The 19,952-nt window shown below is 49.7% G+C and carries 21 protein-coding genes and 1 tRNA gene; 11 read left to right on the plus strand and 11 right to left on the minus strand.

The window, feature by feature from the left end; all coding sequences use genetic code 11:
• The 7 genes from QVE43_RS05255 to QVE43_RS05285 all read right to left on the minus strand — a co-directional run bounded on the left by QVE43_RS05255 (window position 1) and on the right by QVE43_RS05285 (window position 6,567).
• Window positions 1-849 carry a MotA/TolQ/ExbB proton channel family protein gene (locus tag QVE43_RS05255; protein ID WP_288004912.1) on the minus strand — a complete coding sequence of 283 codons (849 nt, stop codon included), beginning with the start codon at window positions 847-849 and terminating at the stop codon, window positions 1-3.
• A 64-nt stretch (window positions 850-913) separates the two neighbouring features.
• Window positions 914-1,002: transfer RNA gene (locus QVE43_RS05260), tRNA-Ser, on the minus strand.
• 121 nt (window positions 1,003-1,123) lie between these two features.
• Window positions 1,124-2,200, minus strand: coding sequence for an asparaginase (locus tag QVE43_RS05265; RefSeq protein ID WP_288004914.1), 1,077 nt, complete (start codon window positions 2,198-2,200; stop codon window positions 1,124-1,126).
• A 3-nt stretch (window positions 2,201-2,203) separates the two neighbouring features.
• On the minus strand, window positions 2,204-2,980 hold the full coding sequence (locus QVE43_RS05270; RefSeq protein WP_288004916.1) for a TatD family hydrolase: 777 nt from the start codon (window positions 2,978-2,980) through the stop codon (window positions 2,204-2,206).
• 85 nt (window positions 2,981-3,065) lie between these two features.
• On the minus strand, window positions 3,066-3,839 hold the full coding sequence (locus QVE43_RS05275; RefSeq protein ID WP_038031972.1) for an AMP nucleosidase: 774 nt from the start codon (window positions 3,837-3,839) through the stop codon (window positions 3,066-3,068).
• A 102-nt stretch (window positions 3,840-3,941) separates the two neighbouring features.
• Window positions 3,942-4,745, minus strand: coding sequence for a prolipoprotein diacylglyceryl transferase (gene lgt / locus QVE43_RS05280; protein ID WP_288004918.1), 804 nt, complete (start codon window positions 4,743-4,745; stop codon window positions 3,942-3,944).
• 82 nt (window positions 4,746-4,827) lie between these two features.
• Window positions 4,828-6,567 carry a long-chain fatty acid--CoA ligase gene (locus QVE43_RS05285; protein WP_288004920.1) on the minus strand — a complete coding sequence of 580 codons (1,740 nt, stop codon included), beginning with the start codon at window positions 6,565-6,567 and terminating at the stop codon, window positions 4,828-4,830.
• Window positions 6,568-6,650: 83 nt separating this feature from the next.
• Between QVE43_RS05285 and QVE43_RS05290 the strand changes: the two genes are divergently transcribed.
• The 11 genes from QVE43_RS05290 (at window position 6,651) to QVE43_RS05340 (ending at window position 16,470) form a co-directional block, all read left to right on the plus strand.
• On the plus strand, window positions 6,651-7,979 hold the full coding sequence (locus QVE43_RS05290) for an MFS transporter (protein ID WP_288004922.1): 1,329 nt from the start codon (window positions 6,651-6,653) through the stop codon (window positions 7,977-7,979).
• Between the two features lie 98 nt (window positions 7,980-8,077).
• Window positions 8,078-8,425: a 4Fe-4S dicluster domain-containing protein gene (locus QVE43_RS05295; RefSeq protein WP_038031976.1), complete on the plus strand. Its 348-nt coding sequence runs from the start codon at window positions 8,078-8,080 to the stop codon at window positions 8,423-8,425.
• 139 nt (window positions 8,426-8,564) lie between these two features.
• On the plus strand, window positions 8,565-9,185 hold the full coding sequence (locus QVE43_RS05300) for a fumarylacetoacetate hydrolase family protein (protein ID WP_038031977.1): 621 nt from the start codon (window positions 8,565-8,567) through the stop codon (window positions 9,183-9,185).
• An 11-nt stretch (window positions 9,186-9,196) separates the two neighbouring features.
• Window positions 9,197-11,083 carry a M23 family metallopeptidase gene (locus tag QVE43_RS05305; protein WP_288004925.1) on the plus strand — a complete coding sequence of 629 codons (1,887 nt, stop codon included), beginning with the start codon at window positions 9,197-9,199 and terminating at the stop codon, window positions 11,081-11,083.
• Window positions 11,084-11,159: 76 nt separating this feature from the next.
• Entirely contained in the window at window positions 11,160-11,654 is a 495-nt protein-coding gene (locus QVE43_RS05310; protein WP_288004927.1) for a hypothetical protein, read from the plus strand.
• Window positions 11,655-11,721: 67 nt separating this feature from the next.
• The gene (locus tag QVE43_RS05315) at window positions 11,722-12,243 is read left to right on the plus strand and encodes a hypothetical protein (RefSeq protein WP_288004929.1); all 522 of its coding nucleotides are present in this window, start codon (window positions 11,722-11,724) and stop codon (window positions 12,241-12,243) included.
• 158 nt (window positions 12,244-12,401) lie between these two features.
• On the plus strand, window positions 12,402-13,166 hold the full coding sequence (locus QVE43_RS05320; protein ID WP_288004931.1) for an O-methyltransferase: 765 nt from the start codon (window positions 12,402-12,404) through the stop codon (window positions 13,164-13,166).
• A gap of 36 nt (window positions 13,167-13,202) precedes the next feature.
• A complete protein-coding gene (locus QVE43_RS05325) occupies window positions 13,203-13,484 on the plus strand; it encodes a DUF202 domain-containing protein (RefSeq protein ID WP_288004933.1) in 282 nt (93 codons plus the stop codon).
• Between the two features lie 72 nt (window positions 13,485-13,556).
• Window positions 13,557-15,998: a heavy metal translocating P-type ATPase gene (locus tag QVE43_RS05330; protein ID WP_288004935.1), complete on the plus strand. Its 2,442-nt coding sequence runs from the start codon at window positions 13,557-13,559 to the stop codon at window positions 15,996-15,998.
• Window positions 15,999-16,000: 2 nt separating this feature from the next.
• Window positions 16,001-16,183, plus strand: coding sequence for a cbb3-type cytochrome oxidase assembly protein CcoS (ccoS, locus tag QVE43_RS05335; RefSeq protein ID WP_038031992.1), 183 nt, complete (start codon window positions 16,001-16,003; stop codon window positions 16,181-16,183).
• Window positions 16,184-16,242: 59 nt separating this feature from the next.
• A complete protein-coding gene (locus QVE43_RS05340; RefSeq protein WP_038031995.1) occupies window positions 16,243-16,470 on the plus strand; it encodes a DUF2905 domain-containing protein in 228 nt (75 codons plus the stop codon).
• Here QVE43_RS05340 and QVE43_RS05345 read toward each other — a convergent pair.
• The 4 genes from QVE43_RS05345 to QVE43_RS05360 form a co-directional block, all read right to left on the minus strand.
• Window positions 16,467-16,916 (minus strand): VOC family protein, encoded by a 450-nt coding sequence (locus QVE43_RS05345; RefSeq protein ID WP_288004938.1) that lies wholly within the window; start codon window positions 16,914-16,916, stop codon window positions 16,467-16,469. The genes QVE43_RS05340 and QVE43_RS05345 overlap by 4 nt on opposite strands.
• Window positions 16,917-16,963: 47 nt before the next feature.
• Window positions 16,964-19,087: a 7TM diverse intracellular signaling domain-containing protein gene (locus QVE43_RS05350; protein ID WP_288004940.1), complete on the minus strand. Its 2,124-nt coding sequence runs from the start codon at window positions 19,085-19,087 to the stop codon at window positions 16,964-16,966.
• Window positions 19,088-19,108: 21 nt separating this feature from the next.
• Window positions 19,109-19,492: a hypothetical protein gene (locus tag QVE43_RS05355; RefSeq protein WP_288004942.1), complete on the minus strand. Its 384-nt coding sequence runs from the start codon at window positions 19,490-19,492 to the stop codon at window positions 19,109-19,111.
• Between the two features lie 84 nt (window positions 19,493-19,576).
• Window positions 19,577-19,870: a hypothetical protein gene (locus QVE43_RS05360; protein ID WP_288004944.1), complete on the minus strand. Its 294-nt coding sequence runs from the start codon at window positions 19,868-19,870 to the stop codon at window positions 19,577-19,579.
• Window positions 19,871-19,952: the final 82 nt, after the last annotated feature.

Consider the following 19,952-nt stretch of genomic DNA (forward strand, 5'->3'; position numbering starts at 1 on the left):
TTACTTCAACAAGCCGGCTTTATGACGCACCAAGAGGTCAACCAAGCTGATAGAAGCATCTTCCATTTCATTTACCATGCTGTCGATTTTCGACACGCAGTAGTTGTAGAAGACTTGGAGAATCACACCTACAATCAAACCACCGATGGTAGTCAAAAGAGCCACCTTGATTTCACCGGCAATCAAAGAAGCATCGAGGTTACCGGCCTGCTGGATTTTGTCGAAAGCGGCTACCATACCCAATACAGTACCCATGAAACCAAGCATAGGTGCAATGGCAATGAAAAGAGAAACCCATACAAGACCACGCTCCAGCTTACCCATGATTACCGAGCCGTAAGCCAGTACAGATTTTTCTACCATTTCGATGCCTTCGTCTATGCGCATCAAACCTTGAGCGAACAAAGAGGCTACAGCACCTTTATGGTTTTGAGCTACTTTCAATGCACCGTCGGTACCTTGTGTTTTGAGTGCTTCTTCAATTTCAGTCAAAAGCTTCTTGGTGTTGGTAGAGCTCAGGTTCAAATAAATGATACGCTCAATAGAGATAGCCAAACCAAGAATCAAGCAGACGAGGATGATAGACATGAACTCTACTCCACCCTCGATAAACTTCTCAAGTACAAACTGATGGAAAGAAGGCTCTTCTGCTTTTGTTTCTTCTTGTGCGGTAGCTTCTTGTGCGGTAGCTTCTGTTTCAACCGGTGCCACTTCTTCGGTGGTAGCCGCGGTGTCCGTACTTACTGCTTCTTCGGTAGCAGCGGTGGTGTCGGTTTCAGTTTGAGCAAACACGGGAGCTTGCACGTACAAAAGACCGGCTAAGGCGAAAATAGAGAATAGCTTTTTCATACTCAACACTTTAGTTGTTTAAACGCTTGAATTTAAAACCATGAATCGATTTAAAAATAAACAGCAGAGAGGACGGGATTCGAACCCGCGATCCCGGTTTTCCGGGATACACGCTTTCCAGGCGTGCGCCTTCGACCACTCGGCCACCTCTCTGTACTTCTTCAAAAGAAGCCGAAACAAAAGCAAATCAAGCCTTGCTTCGAAGCTTCCGATGCAAATATGATTATTTTCCTAATTACATGCAAATTTTGTTTGGAGGTATCTTCATGTACCATCATTTGGTTATTTCACCACGCACATTCTCTTTGATTAGTCTTTTCACTTCTTCTTTAGGGCATTCTTTTCCGAGTAAAAACATCAGCTTCGTGATGGCTGCCTCCACAGTCATGTCTTCAGCGCTTAAAATACCCATTTTTTCCAATGTATGGCTGGTTTCATAGGTTCCCTGCACCACACGCCCCCCATAACACTGCGATACATTCAGCAAAATCTTATCAGCTTGTAAGGCTTTTTCCAAAAGTCTTAAAAAACCGGGATTTGTGGGGGCCGTTCCCGAGCCGTAGGTCTGCAAAACCACTGCTTTGGCGGCTGAATGCAGCAACACAGCCTCCATCAAAGGCAGTGGCATGCCCGGGTATAAACGCAACAGTGCCACGGATGGGTCAAATTGCTTGTGCACCCGCAGAGAAGCGCCGGCAGGATAGGGCAAAATGTAGCTGTCCTGAAAGCGGATACGGATGCCGGCTTTTGCCAAAAAGGGATAATTGGGCGAATCAAAGGCATCGAAATCCTCGCTTTCCACCTTTTTCACCCGGTTGCCGCGCCATAGGTGATAGTCGAAATACACGCACACCTCCGGCACACGCGCACGCCCGTCGGGGTGCTTCATGGCAGCAATTTCCAGGGCAGTAATCAGGTTGGAACGTGCATCGTTGCGCGCCTCGCCAATGGGCAATTGAGCCCCGGTAAAGATGATGGGTTTTTGCAGGTTTTCGAACATAAAGCTAAGTGCCGAAGCACTATATGCCATGGTGTCGGTGCCGTGCAAAACCACGAAGCCGTCATAGGCATGGTAGTGCTGCTCGATAATAGCAGCCCACTCTTGCCAATGCGCGGGGGTGATATTGGCTGAGTCGAGCAGTGGTGTGAGTGTAAGCACCGTAATGCGAAAGTCGAAACGACGCAGCTCGGGCAGCCGTTCCAGTATTTGACTAAAATCGAAAGGCACCAGATATTGCCCGGAGGGGTCGTACTGCATGCCTAAGGTACCGCCCGTGTAAAGCACCAAGATATGAGCGCGGGGCGGCTTGGGCAAAGCGGTGTCTATTTCTATGAGCTGATCTACCGGCATAGGCTATTGTTTTTTGGAAAAGAAAAGGCGCTGTACATTCTCTTCGGTCTGTTTGGATAGCTGCTCAAGCGACATATCCATCAAAGCAGCTACACGTTGCGCAATCAAGGGGATATAGGCGGGCTCGTTTCGCTTGCCCCTGTAAGGAACGGGGCTTAAATAAGGCGCATCGGTTTCCAAGAGGATGCGCTCCGGGTTCAGATACGGCACCACCCGCTCCATACCTGCTTTTTTGAAGGTGGTCACACCGCCCAAGCCCACATAAAAACCGAGTGCTTCGATGCGGGATGCCTGTTCTGCCGTGCCGGTAAAGCAATGAAAGACACCACGCAAAGAACCATCTTGTAATTGCTCCAGCAGTTCAATGGTTTCATCCATAGACTCGCGGCAATGGATAATCAAGGGCAGGTCCAAACTTTTTGCCCAGCTTGCCTGTATTTTAAATGCTTCCAGCTGCTGTTCCCAAAAGGTGGTATCCCAATAGCGGTCGGTGCCCATCTCCCCTATTGCCACAAAAGGGCGACGCTGCAGCCACTCTTCCACCACGCGCAGCTCTTCTTCGAAATCTGCCTTGACCGAACAGGGGTGCAACCCCATGGCAGCAAAGCAATGCCCGGGATAGGCAGCTTCGAGCTGCAACATATCATCTATGGACGTGCGGTCGATGTTTGGCAGAATAATACGGCGGACGCCCTGCTCAAAAGCACGCGTTATGGTTTGCGTCCGGTCTTCGTTGAACTGTTGGAGATACAAGTGGCAATGTGTGTCTGTCCAATGCATGCTTGAATGGTATTTTTTACTTTTCGAGGAGGTAAATAAAACAAGAATTGCCGGTGATTCCTACCGGCAACTGTCCACCTGCTGCTTATTCGAAACGCAAATGCTTCACCGACTCGCCCGAAATTGCCAGTTCTGTGAGCGAATCGATACCTATTTGCAAGTGCACCGGTGCAAATTGGCGCGTTACGTGCTTGTCGCTCTCCGAGGTTTTCACCCCTTCGGGAATCATGGGCACATCGGATACCAGCAGCAAAGCGCCATGCGGTATTTTATTGACAAAACCAACGATAAACAAAGTGGCGGTTTCCATATCGATGCCCATCACCCGGGTTTTGCGCAAATACTCTTTAAAGGCCACATCATGCTCCCACACCCGGCGGTTGGTGGTATATACCGTGCCGGTCCAATAGTCCATGTCGTTTTTTACAATCATGGCAGACACTGCCTTTTGCAGGCGGAACGAAGGCAAAGCCGGAATTTCAGGGGGCATGTAGTCGTTACTGGTACCTTCGCCCCGTATGGCAGCAATGGGCAGGATGAGGTCGCCCACGGCAATGTCTTTTTTCAGTCCACCGCATTTTCCCAAAAACAAAACAGCCTTGGGGCTTACTGCCGAAAGCAAGTCCATGATAGTAGCCGCCATGGCACTCCCCATGCCAAAGTTCACAATGGTAATCAAGTCGGAAGAAGCTGTTTGCATGGGCTTGTCGAGCCCGCGTATGGGCACATTGAACTTTTCGGCAAACATTTCCACGTAATTGTGGAAATTGGTGAGCAAAATATACTCTCTGAACTCCTCCAAGGGGGTGCCGGTATAACGCGGCAACCAATCTTTCACAATCTCTTCTTTCGTTTTCATGTGGTTTATGTTTTTTAGGTTGAAAATAAATGAGTAATTATATGCCAAAACCTCCCAAGGACTTCCGGGGAGGTGCTAAAGCATGAATTCCTGAAAGAGGAATTATATTTGTGTGTTTACATCTTTTTTCCAGGCGCGTGCCATGAGCCACAACCCGCCCAAGACGGCAGGGATACTCAGAATCTGCCCCATATTGAGCGGCAGTTGGTCTTCAAAAGGCACCTGGTTGTCTTTGACAAACTCTACCAAAAATCGGAAGCCAAAAACCATCACCAGGAACAAGCCCAGTAGTGCCCCTTGCGGCAGCTTACTTTGGTGCTTTTGATAAATGCGCCAGAGTACATAGAACGTAAAGAAATAAAACAGCGACTCATAGATTTGGGCAGGATGCCGGGCAAAGTCTTCGCCATTGCGCACAAAAATAAAACCCCAAGGTAAGTCGGTCGGTTTGCCCACAATTTCCGAGTTCATCAAGTTGCCCAGGCGTACAAACCCGCCGCCCAGCGCTACGGGAATCACCACCCGGTCTGTTACCCATAAAAAGGGTTGGTCCGGACGGGAACGGCTATACAGATACAAAGCTGTGAGTATGCCAATAGCTGCCCCATGGCTGGCAAGCCCTCCCTCCCATATCTTCAAAATTTCCACAGGATTCGACAAATAATAGTCGGGCTGATAAAACAGACAGTGCCCCAAGCGAGCCCCCACTATGGTGGCTATGATAACATAGACCGTCAACTTATCCAGGTCCTTTTCGGGCTTGCCTTCTATTTTAAATATCTTGGCAAGGATGTTTGACCCCAACAAGAAAGCAATGGCAAACATGAGTCCATACCAGCGAATCTCCCTGCCGAATATTTCAACGATGGCGGGGTCCACATCCCAACGGATAAAGAGTAAATCCATAAGCAGTTCTTTTGCCCAAAGATAGCAGTTCAAAGGCAAAAAAGAAAAATTATTCGCTACACCTCACAAGCCGCCCTTCTGCTCACTCTGTCTGTTCGTAGAGATAACTCAACTCTTGCTTCGATACAAAAACCACTTTTTCGGGGTGTTTCAACCAGGTAGGAAGCAAGGCAGCATAGCGCGCATGAATTGCCTTCCGGCGTAGTTTCATGGTAGGCGTCAGCAAGCCGTTGTCCACTGTCCACTCTTCGGGCAGAATGATGACTTTTTCTATCTGCTCCACATCGGAAAGCTCGCTATTCACACGGTTCATGGTTACTTCCATACCTACTTTTAACACAATATCCGGCTCTTTCTGCCCTGCCTCCGAGAGGGTAACCAAGGCAACCGGCTGCAACAATCCTTCGCCAACCACGCACACCTGTCCAATATTTTCATTCAGTGCAAAAAGCGGTTCAATATTATTGGGATTCACAAACTCCCCTTTTATCGTCTTGAACTCATCGCTCAGACGTCCTTCCAGCACCAGGTGCCCATCTTCTGTAAGATACCCCCGGTCGCCTGTATGAAACCACCCTTCGGCATCGATGGCTTGGGCAGTCTTATGGCTGTCGCGATAGTAGCCGATGAACATCCAAGGGGCTTTTGCAATAATTTCGCTGCTATCGGGGTCAATGCGCAGTTGCACCATAGGGAAAGGCTTGCCCACCGTACCGGGGCGCACATCGCCCTTTCGGTGCATGCACACAGCCGCTGCCATCTCGGTGATTCCATAGACTTCTTGTATCTCAAGACCCAGCTCACCAAAGAAACGATGCAGGTTTGCCGGCATGGGTGCGGCGCCCGTCATTACCAAGCGCACCTTATGCAAGCCCAGCCCTTGCAGTATTTTTTTCTTTATCAAGCGGTTGAGCAGCGATATTTTCAAAAGCAGCTTCAGACGCCATGCAGGCATCTTACTCATAATGCCTTCATAAAACTTTTGCCATACGGCAGGCACTGCCAAAAAGTGTGTAGGCGCCGTGTTTTGCAGATTGTACAAAAAAGTATCGCGGTTTTCATAGAAAGAAACACTGCCGCCACTTTCAAGGCTGAAAGCCTCTACGACAGCCCGTTCGGCAGAGTGCGCCAGCGGCAAGTAGGAAAAGAAACGGCAATCGCCTTCCAGTTCCAACAGCGGGCGGTTCGTTTCCAGACAAATAGAGATGGCAAAATAGGTGAGCTTGACCCCTTTGGGGTGCCCCGTGGTGCCGGATGTGTAAATGAGTGTAAACAAATCGTCGAAATCGACGTTGGGATAACCCTCTACGGGCAAATAGTTTCCTCGAATATGTTCCCAGCTCTCGAGCCCCATAATATTGGAATCGGGCAGAGCCAAAATATGCTTTACGGCAAATTGCGCATCATAGAAGAGCTTCCGGTTCTCCAGCTTGCCTACCAGCAGCAGCTTGATGTCTGAGTCTTTGATGATATACTCCAGCTGTTTCCGGCTGATGTTGGGATAAATGGGCACCGATACGTAACCGCCCATCATGATTGCCAAGTCGGCAATAATCCAATAGGCGTGGTTCTTGGCAAGCAGCCCGATGTGGTCGCCACGTTTCAAGTCCAGAGAAGCGAAGTAGGCAGCCATGCGGCGCGCCTCTTTGCCCACCTCTGCAAAAGTCATTTCTTTCCACTTTTGCCCGTAGGGCTGCCGCAGATAGACTCTATCGGGGCACTCACGCTCCCATCTGTAAAATTTATCCAACAGGGTTTCTTTGGGCTTAATGCCCTCTATAAAATGGGGAACACTACTGCCCGCTTGGGATACCTCTTTCATAGGTCATGCTTTTTTAGATAGGTAAATTCAAGATAAGTTTTTTTCTTAGCTTGTCCAAAAAATACTAAACCAATAGTTTAAACATGAACAAGTTCGACGGGAAGCAACAAAAACGCGCCCAACAGGCATGGGTACTCTATGACTGGGCAAACTCGGTTTTCTCTTTGATTATCACCTCTACTATTTTTCCTATTTATTACGAAGCCATTGTGCAGGACCGGTTGCTGCATGTTGCCGGTGTGCAAGTGTCGGGCTCGGCTCTTTTTTCTTATACCATCTCTGCTGCCTTTTTATTGGTGGCTGTTCTTTCGCCTTTTTTAACAGCCATTGCGGATTATAGCGGCTGGCGCAAACAATTCATGCAGCTGTTCTGCTATCTGGGTAGCCTTGCCTGCATGGGGCTTTATTTCTTCGAAGACATCGACAGCCTGCCTTGGGGACTGGGTGCTTTTTTGCTGGGCTTGGTGGGCTTTAGCGGCAGCATTGTTTTTTACAATTCCTACTTGCCTCGCATTGCCCCGGAAGAAGATTATGACCGTTTGAGTGCCCGTGGGTTTGCCTGGGGCTATGTGGGCAGTGTATTGCTGCTGGTGATTTGCTTGTTGCCCATCTTGCAGCCGCAGTGGTTTGGCAACATCGACAGTGGCACGGCTTCCCGCCTTGCCTTCGTGCTTACGGGTTTATGGTGGATGGGCTTTGCACAAATCACTTTCCGGGGGCTGCCCAACGACCATAGCCGCCACGACGATACCAAACACTGGATCTTGAACGGCTTGCGTGAGTTGCGTAAAGTCATTCATGAAATCAAATACCAAAAGCTGCTCAAGCGCTTTGTGTTGGCGTTCTTCTTTTTTACCATGGGCTTGCAAACGGTGATGTACGTAGCCACTCTTTTTGGCACCAATGAACTGAAGCTGTCTGCCGACAAGCTCATTATCACCATTCTCATTTTGCAGCTGATTGCGGTGCCCGGCGCGCATTTGTTTTCTTACATTTCCTCCTTATGGGGCAATGTGCGTGCCCTGCAAATAGCACTCATCGTTTGGGTGGGGGTTTGTGTGGCTGCTTACTACACATACACCGAATGGCAATTTTATGGTTTGGCTGCGGTGGTGGGCTTACTCATGGGCGGCACGCAGGCACTGGCACGGGCTACCTATGCCAAGCTCATGCCCGACGACACCGACGATACCGCCTCTTATTTCAGTTTTTATGACATCAGTGAAAAGCTGGCCATTGTGTTGGGTACTTTTACTTATGGTTTTATAGACGACCTCACCGGCACCATGCGCAACAGTGTGCTGGCTCTCATGTGCTTTTTCCTGATAGGTTTTCTTTTACTTTGGCTGGTGCCCTCGCGCAAGGTGTACCGTTTTTCGCTGAAAGAAATAACAGCCAAAGCATCATCATAAAAAGCTGCCGGTAAGAAACTTTTTTGTTTGTTCAGGGTTTAGTTACTTTGTACAGACAATGACTTTTTCAACCGATAATCTTAAAATGACTGATTGCTATGGCTATAATGATAACAGATGAGTGCATCAACTGTGGTGCATGCGAACCGGAATGCCCCAACACGGCGATTTATGAAGGTGGTGTGGAATGGCGCTGGGCAGATGGCACCGCTCTCGAGCAAGTAGAACTGGAAGACGGCACCGTGGTGGATGCTCATGAACCACAGCCCCCTTTGTCGGATGAGTTCTACTACATTGTGTCCGGTAAGTGCACCGAGTGCGTAGGCTTCCATGAAGAACCCCAATGCGCGGCTGTGTGCCCGGTGGACTGCTGCGTGGAAGACCCCGACTACGAAGAAACCGAAGAAGAACTGCTTGCCAAAAAAGCTTGGCTGCACGGTGAATAAATCACCACAAATGCATTCGCGCTATCAAAATAAAGGCTGTTTCCGTAATGAGCAGCCTTTTATTTTTTTGGCTGCCTGCATTTGATTTTCTTTTTCTAAGTTTGTGTATCATCTCTTGCCAAAAACAAACGCAAATTCTATGAAAATACTGGCTGTAGGTAAAAACTATGCGGCGCACATCGAAGAAATGAAAAGCGCCTACGATAAGTTTTCAGGTGAACCGGTGATTTTTCTAAAGCCCGACACTGCACTTCTGCGCAACAATGCCCCCTTCTACTACCCGGATTTCAGCAAAGAAATACACCACGAAGTGGAAGTCATCGTCCGTATATGCAAAGAAGGCAAGCACATAGAAGAACAATTTGCCCACAAATACTATGACGCCGTAGGCTTGGGCATTGACTTCACGGCGCGCGACATACAAGCCAAGCTCAAACAAAACAGCTACCCTTGGGATATAGCCAAAGGATTCGACGGCTCGGCACCTGTTTCGGAATGGATTCCGAAAGAAACGTTTGCCGACCTGCAAAACCTCAACTTCCATTTGGAAGTGAACGGTGAAGTGCGCCAAAAAGGCAACACTTCGATGATGATTTTTAAAATAGACTACCTCATTGCCTACCTCTCGCGCTTTTTCACACTTAAAACCGGCGACATTATTTTCACCGGCACGCCTTCGGGCGTAGGCCCCGTGGCCATCGGCGATCGCCTGACCGCCTATCTGGAAGGGCGTAAAATGTTGGATTTCGAAATTAAATAACCCCTCACCCTATGCTTTTTTCACGGCTTGTGTGGCGTCTGCTGCTCACGGCCTGCCTGCTTGTTCCGGGCAGGCTGCTGCCGGCTCAGCCTTCGGAATACAGAACGGACTGGCTTTATCCGTTGCCCGAAGAGTACCGCTACCTTACGGGCAATATGGGCGAGCTGCGCAACAACCATTTTCACGGTGGTTTAGACATACGGGCGCCCATAGGCACCCCTGTCTATGCTTCTGCCGACGGCTATGTGAGCCGGATAAAGGTATCGAGCAGTGGATACGGGCAGGTGGTGTATTTGCTTCACCCTCAAAGCCGCCACATGAGCGTATATGCCCATTTGAGCGACTTTGCCCCCAAAATCAAAGCATATGTGCGTAAAGCACAATATGCCCAAAAATCGTTTTTTGTAGAGCTGTTTCCTTTGCCTGAACGGTTGCCTGTCAAAAAAGGGGAAGTAATAGGTTATGTGGGCAACACCGGCTTTTCATTTGGTCCACACCTGCATTATGAAATACGCAATGTCAATGACAACGTATTGGACCCTCAGCGCTTCTTCCCGTGGCTGATGCCCGACCGGCGCCCGCCACATGTGCAGGCAGTGGCCATCATGCCTTTGCGCGCCCACAGCCGCATACAACAAGGCATCGAGCGCCGTGTGTTTGCTGTAGTGCACAAAGGCAATGGGCAATATGAAGTGCCTCACGCCATCAGTGCTTACGGTGCCATAGGCTTGGAAGTAAGCGCATGGGATTACATGACGGCCGCCCAACACCGTTATGCCATACGCAGCCTGCGTTTGGAAGTGAACGGCAAACAGCTGTTTGCCTGGCGACTCGATGATTTCCCCATGGGCGAAACCTTTTCTATCAACCGGCACATCAACTATGATGTATATCTCAAAACAAGAGCGCTGTTTCAACGCTGTTACCTGACCCCTGACAACCGGCTGGGCATCTATCAAGGTGACGGCATTCTGCAAATAGAAGCAGGGAAAAACTATGAGGTGCGCATCGTGTTGCAGGATGCCGGTGGCAATGAAAGCAGCATCCGTTTGCGGCTTTACGGGCAAAAGCCGCAGGCCGTCACGCCTGTCAAGCTGCCCATCGTAGCCACCCCCCGCCTCGACTGGGATATTGAAGAGCACGGGCGCCTGCACATGAGGCTCAGCGGCATTGGTGAGCCACCCCCTTTTTTGCTGGTCTATCGCAATGGCTTGCCTTTCAAAGTACCGCTGGCAGCCATCAGCTACCCCAAGGCTGTTTATCTGTGGGACATCGCCGACGGCACCCCTGACTGGGCTGAAGCCGGTACGGAACGCTTTTACTTTCCGTATCGTCTTTTACCTGCCGGCAAAGCCGATACACTGCACTTCCCCAAGCTGCGCTTATATGTGCATCCATACAGCTGCTATGCTCCGCTATACGTGAAAGTGGACGAAACGGCACCGGGACAGCTGCAAATTGGTGAAGCCCGCCAACTGCTGGCACACTCCATCACCGTGGCTTATGCGCCGGGAAGGCCTCTGAGGGCCGGCGAGTGCTTGTATTATGTAAACGGAAGCCGGCTTTCGAAGGTGGAAGCAGTACGCCAAGCAGGCGACAGCCTGTATTTTGAAGCGCAGCGCTTGGGCGAATACCGGCTCATAGAAGACCGGCAGCCCCCTGCCGTGCATTTGTTGCGTCGCACCACCCGGCAACTCTTTTTCCGTGTAAGTGATAACCTGGCAGGCATTGAGCGCTTCGAAGCCTACCTCAACGGTCAGTTTCTATTGATGGAATATGAGTCTAAAAACCGCACCCTATGGACTGACCCGGAACGAAAAGAGCCACTACGGGGCCGTTTTGAGCTGCATGTGTGGGACGGCGCCGGCAACCGGCAGACAGTACGCCTGAACCTCTAAAAAAACAGGCATAAAGTTGCCACTTTCATTGTAGATGCGTTTTTTATTTCCTAATATGAAAAAAAACAAACGTACCATGACCGGGCAGCCATCTCCTTTCAAAAGCTATTTTGGCAGACTATCGTTTATTCATAAAGCCATCAGCATAAGCGCTACCGGCGTAACAGCCGTACTTTTTTTCTTGACCAATGGCGGTAACACCCCGGCCGGCGCTCCGACCAACAGTCCCATCATGTTGTATATTTTGAGCTTCGCCTTGTTGTCGCCGGCGGTCATTTATATGGTGGTAGTAAGAAAATTGACAGAAAGCGCCAAGGCAGCGGCATCGCCTGCTGTCAAAGCAAAGCGTTATCAAGTGGCACTGTTGGTGCTTTGGGCAGGCCTCGAAGGGGGCACCATGATTTCTGCTGTCTTAGGCTTTATCAATAAAAACCCTTGGTTCTTCATACCGGCAATTCTTCTGATAGCCGTATTGCTCAGAGCCTTTCCTTCCAAAGCGAAGATGCAAAATGATTTGGCGCTGTCGCAAGAAGAAATGGATGAAATAGAGAAAGAAGCAAATGCCTTGTAACAAAGCATGCTTGCAAGTACTTCCTTGCCGCCCGGTGTGTTACATATAAAAAAACCTGTTTCCCGCCATGAAAAAGCAGCTTTTGGTTGACCGTTGTATGCAGCAAATACACCGCACCCACTTGTTGTTGCTCATAGCACAAGTTGTATTTACCGCTTTCTGTTATTTCGAGATTGAAATAGAGCATGTACTGCACCCTCACCCGGCACTCAATATAGCCTTTGGTATATTGGTGCCCCTGCTCACGCTTGCCATGGTAATGGCTGTACGCATACTGGCACAAACCAAGTTAAAAAGCATACAAAGTACGTCTTCAATAGAAAAAAAGGTGAAGCTATACAGCCAAATGCTCATGGTTACCTATGGTGTTGTGAGTGGAACCATCCTTTTTGTATTGCTTGCCTTTTGCGTCACACAGCATTGGTTTTTCTTTGTGGCCGCCCTGGCCGTGGTGGTTTTCTTTGCCATGATGTATCCTACTCGTAAAAAGATGTATGCCGATTTGGCTTTGAGCCGCACCGAACGCCAAATACTTGAACGTCTCTACACGATGCCCGGCGCTTCTTCCGCCCGGCAGTCTTCCTTTTAAGGCTTAGACACCCGCCGTGTAGCCGCTCCGGCGCGCTGCCCCGGCAGCTGTCTTTTGGCAAAACACTGCCTGCATGGCTCAAGCTGTTTTTGTTTAACCACCGCGCGTGAGTTTTTCTTAAATTGCCCGTCCGATTGTCCTACACTTGAAACATGCCCATGCTGAGTGCTTATCTGCAGTATTTGTTGCGTGCCAAAGACGAACATAGTCTTCACTCGCCCTTTGTTTTCGATTTTTATTTGAAGGTCATCAAAGCACGGGAAGCTTACTATGCCTTCGACGAGATAGAGCAACTACGCCGCCGGCTTTTGCAAGACCATCGACTATTGGAATTAAAAGGTTTCGGGGCAGGCTCTCGCCATCCGTCGGACAAACGGCTGTATAAGCTGGTAAAGCGTGCCGCAGCCCCTGCCAAACTGGGCAGGTTGCTCTTTCGGGCTGCTCTTTACATGCACGCCCGCACCATCGTAGAATTGGGCACGCATGTGGGCATTGCTACGGCATATTTAGCCAAATCATCCACGCAAGCGCGCGTATATACATTCGAAGGCGAAAGCAGTCTGCTGCAAGTAGCCCAAGAGAATTTTCGTTCACTGAACTTGCACAACATCACAACCATAGAAGGCAACATAGACGAGACACTTCCGCAGCACCTGCCCGGCATACAACGCATCGACCTGCTTTACATAGATGCCAACCATCGTTATGAACCGACCATGCGTTATGTAGAGCAGTGCTTGCCTTACTTGCACGAAGACAGCCTGGTGGTTTTGGATGACATCCATTGGTCTGCCGGAATGGAAACGGCATGGAAAAAGCTACACCGGCAGGCACAGTTTGGCATTAGCATTGACTTGTTTCGCTGTGGGCTGCTTTTCTTACGGCAAAAACAACCTAAACAACACTTTATACTGCATTTTTAATTCTTTCGCATGACGACCACACCCCAAAACCAAACAATGGACCCAAACAATACGCAACCTCTGAAACTGACCGACCGGCTGGCTTTGCAAAGAACGCAGCTGGCCAATGAGCGCACTTTTTTGGCTTACTTTCGCACTTTTGTAGTCTTTCTTAGCTCCGGCTTTGCCATACTGAAGGTAGAAGTGCTTCAGGAAGTCAGGGAATTGGGATGGGCTTTGCTGGTGTTGGCGCCTTGTCTGTTGCTTGTAGGTATTTACAGGTTTTTGCATGTTAAAAGAAAACTGAAAAAGTTTTACCGGAACCAAACAGGCAGTTGACCGCTGTCATTGTGCCCCTGTTTGAATGTGTGTAGCTTCGTTCTCGATACCTTAGAAGCAGACACACATTATATGGCAAAGACAAAACAACAACTGCGGTGCTATCACTGTGGTGATGCATGTAGCGAATCTACTGCCTTGCACTACGACGACAAAGTCTTTTGTTGTCAAGGATGCGAAGCTGCCTATCGTCTTTTGCAAGACAACGGGCTCTGCGACTATTACAAGCTGAGCGAGGGCGCGGGCGTAAAGATAGAGCACGACAGCTGGGAAGATAAATACGCTTTTCTTGACAGCGAAGAGGTGGTAAACAGCTTGCTTGACTATCGCGACGAACAGTTGGCGGTAGTGCGCCTCTATATTCCCACCATTCATTGCAGTTCTTGCATTTGGTTGCTCGAGCATTTGCCCCGCCTGCAAGAGGGCATAGAAGAAGCGCGCCTTTTCTTTTCCAAAAAAGTATTGCAATTGCATTACCGTCCGGATGTCTTGTCGCTCAAAGAGGTAGCCGTATTGCTGGCACGCCTGGGCTATGCGCCTCTGATACGTATGGACAATGCAGCGGCAGAAGAGAAGCGCCCCACTACCGATTACCGCTTGTACTGGAAACTGGGGCTGACCGGCTTCTGTGCCGGCAATATCATGCTGCTAAGCTTCCCGGAATACTTCTCCCTGCAAGAGATTGTAGAAGGGCAATACCTGCGCTTTTTTCAATATTTGAATGCCGCACTGGCGCTCCCGGCTTTCTTTTACGGGGGCAGCGACTACCTGCGTGGTGCCCGGCACTCGTTGCGCAACTTCTTTTCGGGCAAAGACCGGCAGCTAAGCTTGGATGTCCCCCTGGCACTGGGCATGTGGGCGCTTTTATTGCGCAGTGCTTACGATACCTTTGTGGCCGGTCAAGCCGGCTATTGGGACAGCCTGGCCGGCTTGGTTTTCTTCCTGCTCATCGGCAAGTGGATACAAAACAAAACCTACGAACACCTTTCTTTCGAGCGGGATTACCGTTCTTATTTCCCCCTTGCCGTACAGCGCAAAAGCCCACAGGGCTATTACCGCAGCGTGCCTATACGACAAGTGGAAAAAGGTGATGTGCTGCGGCTGCATCACGAAGAGGTGCTCCCCTGCGACAGCGTGCTGCTTAGTGGCAAGGCTTATTTGGACTACAGCTTCGTAACGGGCGAATCGCGTCCGGTGGAAGCTCACCAAGGTGAGCGCCTCTATGCCGGTGCCAAGGTGATAGGACAAGCCATTGAAGTGCAAGTAGAAAAGTCCGTAGAGCAAAGCTACCTGGTATCGCTTTGGGACAACTTCCGCAAAGAACGCCCTGCTCAAAGGCGTTTTGTAGATGTGGTGGCACAGTATTTCACCTTCGCCACGCTGACACTGGCTGTGCTGTCTTCTGTCATTTGGTACTGGCTTTCGCCGGATAGCCCGCATTGGTGGATGGTGGGCAGTGCCGTGCTCATTGTGGCTTGTCCTTGTGCACTTTCGCTCTCCACGCCCTTTACCTTGGGTGCCGCCATGACCGTACTTGCCAAACGGGGGCTGTTTGTTCGTAACCAAGAGATAATTGAGCGCTTGCGCGAAGTGCAACATATCGTCATGGACAAAACAGGCACCTTGACGGAGAGCAGCCACAGCGATGTGGAATGGCAAGGGCAGCCGCTCAACCACAAAGAAAAACAACTTTTGGCTTCTCTGGTGGCACAGTCTTCGCATCCCTTGAGTCGCAGCATCGCTCAACTGCTGGGCAACATTCCTCTGCTGGAAGTAAGCAACTTTCGCGAACAAAAAGGTGCCGGCATCGCAGCCGAAATAGCCGGTGACATCGTTCGCATGGGCAGCGCCGCTTTTGTGGGTTTGTCCGCCGCGCCCCAAAGTGCCGAAAGCTATGTGTATGTAGCCATCAATACGCGGATAGCCGGTTTCTTCCGGGTGCGTCCGGTGTATCGTCAAGGGCTGGGCGAAGTGTTGCGCTCGTTACGCACCATGGGGTACCGGCTCAGTCTTTTGTCCGGCGACCATGCCCACAGTGCCAAGTTGTTCAGTCCGTTTTTCAAAGCGGAAGAAATGCACTTGGAGCAAAGCCCGCACGACAAAAGCCGCTTTATTGAAAGTTGCCAACAAGCCGGCGAAAAGGTGTTGATGCTGGGCGACGGACTGAACGATGCGGGCGCCTTGCAGCAAAGCGACGTGGGCATGGCCATTTCGGAAGAGATACATGCCTTTTCGCCTGCCTGTGATGCCCTGCTTCGTGCCGATGCCTTCGAGCAACTGCCCCATATTTTACGATATGCGCGCGCAAGCCGCTATGTCGTATATACCAACCTGGCACTCTCGCTCATTTATAACTTGATAGGTATTTCCTGGGCAGTGAGTGGTGCGTTGTCGCCGGTAATAGCAGCCATCTTGATGCCGCTAAGCTCGGTATCGGTGGTAGTGGTAGCCACGCTTGGTGCTCAATGGTTGGGCTTCAGGCATTTTTCTAAAATTAACCCCAAAAAACAGTAGCCATGTCTGTAATTATTTTATTGGTCTTGGTCAGCACAACGGTAGCTGCTTTGTTTGTAGGCGTTTTCTTTTGGGCTGTACGCAGTGGGCAGTATGAAGACACAGAAAGCCCTGCCGTACGCATTCTTTATGAAGACAAGCCCAAAGAGCACACCTCTGTGCAGCCAAGCGGTGCAAAAACATAAAGTTGCGAACCATTGCACCGCTGCAAAGCGTTTTATGAAAGCAAAAAAACAAAGACGCAATGCAGGATACACCTAACATAGGCAAATGGCTCATGCTGGTAGGGGGCAGTTTGTTTTTATTGGGCTTGTTGTGGTGGGCTGCCGGCCGCTTCTTTTCTTTTGGCAAACTGCCCGGCGACATCATCATTAAGCGCGAAAACTTTACCTTTTACTTCCCCTTGGCCAGCTCCCTGCTCTTAAGCCTGCTGCTGTCTCTGGTCTTATGGCTGATTGGACGGATGCGTTAGGGCTTACTCCAACGCTGCAATTCTATCATGTTTCCCTCGGGGTCCCGCATATAACACCAAGTTACTTTTGCACCGTTGCGGGCCGTAAGCGTTACAATATCGCCCACGGCACTGCCCCCATGCGCTATCACTTTCCGGCGGATAGCCGCTACGTCCGCCACTTCAAAGGCAATGTGGGTGTAGCCCGGACGGTTCACCGCAACGGGCAGGCTTTCTTGTAGGTTGTTATATGAAAAAATTTCAAGCGTAGGTCCCTCTTCCCCCCAACCGGGCAGGCGCAGATGTACGCCCTCCAAAATAGCCCCTTCTATGCCGGTGGCACGCTCCAGGTCTTCCCCTTCATAATGACGCTCGGGGGGCACAGGCACACAGCCAAATACATTGATATAAAAATCTGCCAAACGGCGCCAGTCTTTGGCTATCAAATTGGTGTGAACGTATCGCATAAACCATTTGATTTCTTCCGGTAGAAAAATTTTAAAAGACTATGCACTTATGATTCCCTCTGCACCGCATACCTGCCTTCCCATTTCACCCGCAAGCCCATGACAAGCACATCATCTACCTGATTTTCATTGCCCCGCCACTCTTCGAACTCTTTGTGCAAAAACAAATGCTGCGATTTGGCACTCACAAACTCTTTTGATGCGCGCAAGATGGTCTCACGAAAGCGCTTTAGCATGTATTTTCTGCGTTTGGGACCACCGAACTGGTCGGCAAAGCCATCGGAAAACAGAAAGCACTCCACATTTTGATAACGGCTGATATCTATCAAGTGATTGGTAAAATGGCGGTCTATTCCCCGCCGGATTCCCCCTATGGGCATTTTATCACCCTTTACTTCGAAAAATTCGCCATCGGCCACATACCACAAGGGGTTATAGGCCCCGGCAAACTCGATGACTTGCAGTTCTTTGTGAAAACAGCAAAGCGCCAAATCCATGCCGTCGCTGCCGGTGCCCTCTTCTTGTTTAAGAGCGGTGCGCACCTCATGGTGCAGTTGTCGCAAGATTTCGGAAGGGCGTGTAATGCCACGCTCATACACTATCTGATTGAGCAAAGTATTGCCAATAAGACTCATGAAAGCCCCCGGCACCCCATGCCCGGTGCAATCTACCGCAGCCACCAGCACCCTGTCTTCTGTTTCGGCAAACCAATAGAAATCACCGGACACAATATCGCGCGGTTGAAAGAAAATAAACGCATCGTGGAAACAGCGAAGTATGGCTTCTTTGTGAGGCAAAATGGCCTCTTGTATGCGTTTTGCATAACGGATGCTGTCGGTCAAGCGCCGGTTGGTTTGCTCCAATGCCCGGGTGCGCTCCTCTACAAGCTCTTCCAAGCGCAAATTTTGCTCCTGCATCAAGCGGGCTTTTTCCTCTTCCGCTTCGCGGGCGCGCCGCTCTTTTTCGGCTACTTCGCGCCGCAGCAAATCTATCCGGTAAGCCAAACCCAGTGCCAGCAATATAACCTCCAGCGCCGAGCCTATTTGAATACTGTAAAAAGTAAAGAAGTTGGTAGGCAGCCAACCAAAAGCACGGAAAAGAGTCATCAGGGCGCCCAATAAATAAAAGCTCCAAGCCAACAAGAAAAAGTGAGCCACTGCCACCCCTCGCTGCAAGGCATATATGCCTACTCCAATCAACACGAAAACCATCAAAATACTGCTTGCCGCATTGACTCTGTTGGAAAGCGTATGTGGCAGCAACCAGGCCAGACAGAACTCTAAAGCTACTACTGCCAACAAAACCCAAAAAAGCTTTTTCAGGTGTTTTGAGAGCTGCCCCACCCCCAAAAAGCGATAGGCAAAGGCAATGCCCGAACCGGCTAAAACAGCAATAGAAGCGGGGAACAAGCGGTGATTGAGCCAAGGAAGTTCTCCCAAAAAATATTGAAAAGCAAAGCCTGTGTATTCTGCTTGAAAAAACATGATAGCAAAAATATTCAGCACATAGAGCAGATAAACCCGGTCCCTCAAAAAGAAAAATATCACCAGGTTGTACAGTAGCATCACCAGCATGATGCCATAGTAAATACCAAAGCCCAGCTGATTGTCCGCCACGTAATCAAGGAAGGCTTCGGGGTTCCACAGGCGTAAAGAAATGCTCATGGTCCCCTCCGTGCGAAAGCTCATATATAAAATTCTTCTTTCAAAAGGCGCCAACTGCAGACGGAAGACAGGGTGCCGGAAATCAACCTCTGCCAGGTGCCGTGGTACCATATCGCCGCCCAAGCGCTCTGTGATATTTCCGATTTCGTCGATTTCATAAAGCGCTACGGTATCGATAAGAGGGTAAGCCTGTTCCAAAAAGTAGTCTTTCACCTCATCGGTAGGGTTTTCCAGCACCAGGCGTATCCAATAGCGCGAAGCAGTATAGCCGGCATTCAGGTTGCTTGCCCCTACCGGTTGAAACTTACCGGCATAAGCCGGCGAGGCTACCTGCCGTATGTTGAGCGCAGCTGTGGGGTCTTCCAAATAAAAAGCGTGTTCGGTTAAGCTTACATAGGTTTGTATATCGCCGGTACGCACTGCTTCCCAACGGGACAGTTGCGCCCATGTGTGGCTGCATACGATGGAAAAAACACAAGCGAACAGCAGGTTTACAACTACTTTCATAAAGTAATCAATGGTTATCGTTTACAGTACATTGGAAGTTACATTTTGCGGGGCATGGCGGACAAGCACTTCTTTTTCTACTTTCAGCCCAACAACCGGCACATCGTCTATTTGTTTCCTGTCGCCTTTCCACTGCTCAAAAACCTGCTGTAGCTCCTGCTTGCCCAATATCGCATCAGTATAACCATAGTTGGGTTTTTCTGTTCCTGCCGGTGCAAAAGGATACTTTTCCGGATGTGCCAGCAGCTCTTTTGCCTGATAGCGTGCCTGCGTATCTGCCAGTATCCATGCTTTTTGCCCGGCTGCTATTTTTTCAAATTCCGGCGTGCGGATGGTCATGCGCGGCGGTTGCTGCGCCCACCCACAGTTCAAAAACAAAAAAAGAAAGCAGTTGACTTGTCGCATGAGTAGCTTGTTTAAGATAACAGCAAAAGCTTTTTCATTAAAATACTTACTCTATCTGACTCATGCAAACAAATAGCCGTAAAATCAAGAAGCCCGCGCCTGCTCCATTTCAAAATAAATCAAATCGAGCAGCAAATCTGTGAGTTCCACAGGCATATCGGCTTTGTAGCCTGCATAGTGGCACTGCAACACTTCCAGGCTGTCGGCATAAAAAGTAATTTTTGCAAATTGACTATTACGTTCCGTATCGTAGAGAACAATATGAAAGATGCTTCTTCCGGCGGCATCCACATAGTTGCAATAAATCTGCCAGCGCAGCTGCTTGCGTATGCCACACAACTTAATCAACAGATGGATGACCGTCTCGGGAAGAACCATGGTACTTTTAATATTTCTTGACTGAAGTTATAAAAAAATACCCGGTTGTGCAACCGGGTATTGAGCAAGCAGTCAGTGTTTC

The organism is Thermonema sp., from assembly GCF_026003375.1.
In the GTDB taxonomy this organism is placed as follows: Bacteria; Bacteroidota; Bacteroidia; order Cytophagales; family Thermonemataceae; genus Thermonema; species Thermonema rossianum.